At 35.5% G+C, this 637-nt stretch carries 1 protein-coding gene and 1 pseudogene; both read left to right on the top strand.

Annotation, left to right across the window (positions count from 1 at the left end; all coding sequences use genetic code 11):
• The coding region (locus F1E73_RS17260) for a helix-turn-helix domain-containing protein (protein ID WP_150452694.1) at positions 1–186 on the top strand (186 nt) is incomplete at its 5' end.
• Between the two features lie 231 nt (positions 187–417).
• A pseudogene (locus F1E73_RS17985) lies at positions 418–567 on the top strand (site-specific integrase); the annotation flags it as partial.
• Between the last annotated feature and the right edge of the window lie 70 nt (positions 568–637).

The following is a 637-nucleotide window of genomic DNA, read 5'->3' as shown; positions in this document are numbered from 1 at the left end:
CTACAGGAAATGATCGAACTACGTATGTTTGAAATGGGACTCAAAAGAAAGGATTTAGCAACTCTCTTAGGTACAAGCGCCTCCAGAATAAGTGACTACTTAAACGGGAAAAGAGAGATTACTTTGAACATTGCCAAAGCCTTGCATCAAAAATTAAATATTGATAGTGATATAATACTTCAATAGTTACCAATTGTATTGCATGAGCCGATTAGGCTATTTAATCGGCTCATAATCTAACTTTCTATGTTTTATCGGTTAATTTCCCATTTCACATGAACGACTGATATTGCGATAAATGTATGTTTCATATAATATCGGAAAATATAGTTTTGTACCCCATGTGTACCTCGAAGCATGGGAACCCCTGTAAAATATGGGTTCGTCACTTTCTGTATCGGTAAGTAACAATGCTCAGAAAATGGTGCGGATATCTACACCGTTTCCAAACGCCTTGGTCACCGTGAAATACGAACTACGGAGATCTATGCCAAAATCATAGATAAGAAAATGAAGGAAGCTGCAATCTTACTTTCTAAGTTGAATTTGGATTTGATGTTGTGGTGAGTTGATTCCATTTGACCAACCTAAGGGAATAAGGTTTATATTAGTTAATTCAAAAAAATTTGGATTAAGA

The sequence above is a fragment of the Arenibacter lacus genome (genome assembly GCF_008711145.1).
GTDB lineage: Bacteria > Bacteroidota > Bacteroidia > Flavobacteriales > Flavobacteriaceae > Arenibacter > Arenibacter amylolyticus.
The sequence above is the reverse complement of the archived record's forward strand: the minus strand, read 5'-3'. Positions and strand labels throughout refer to the sequence as shown.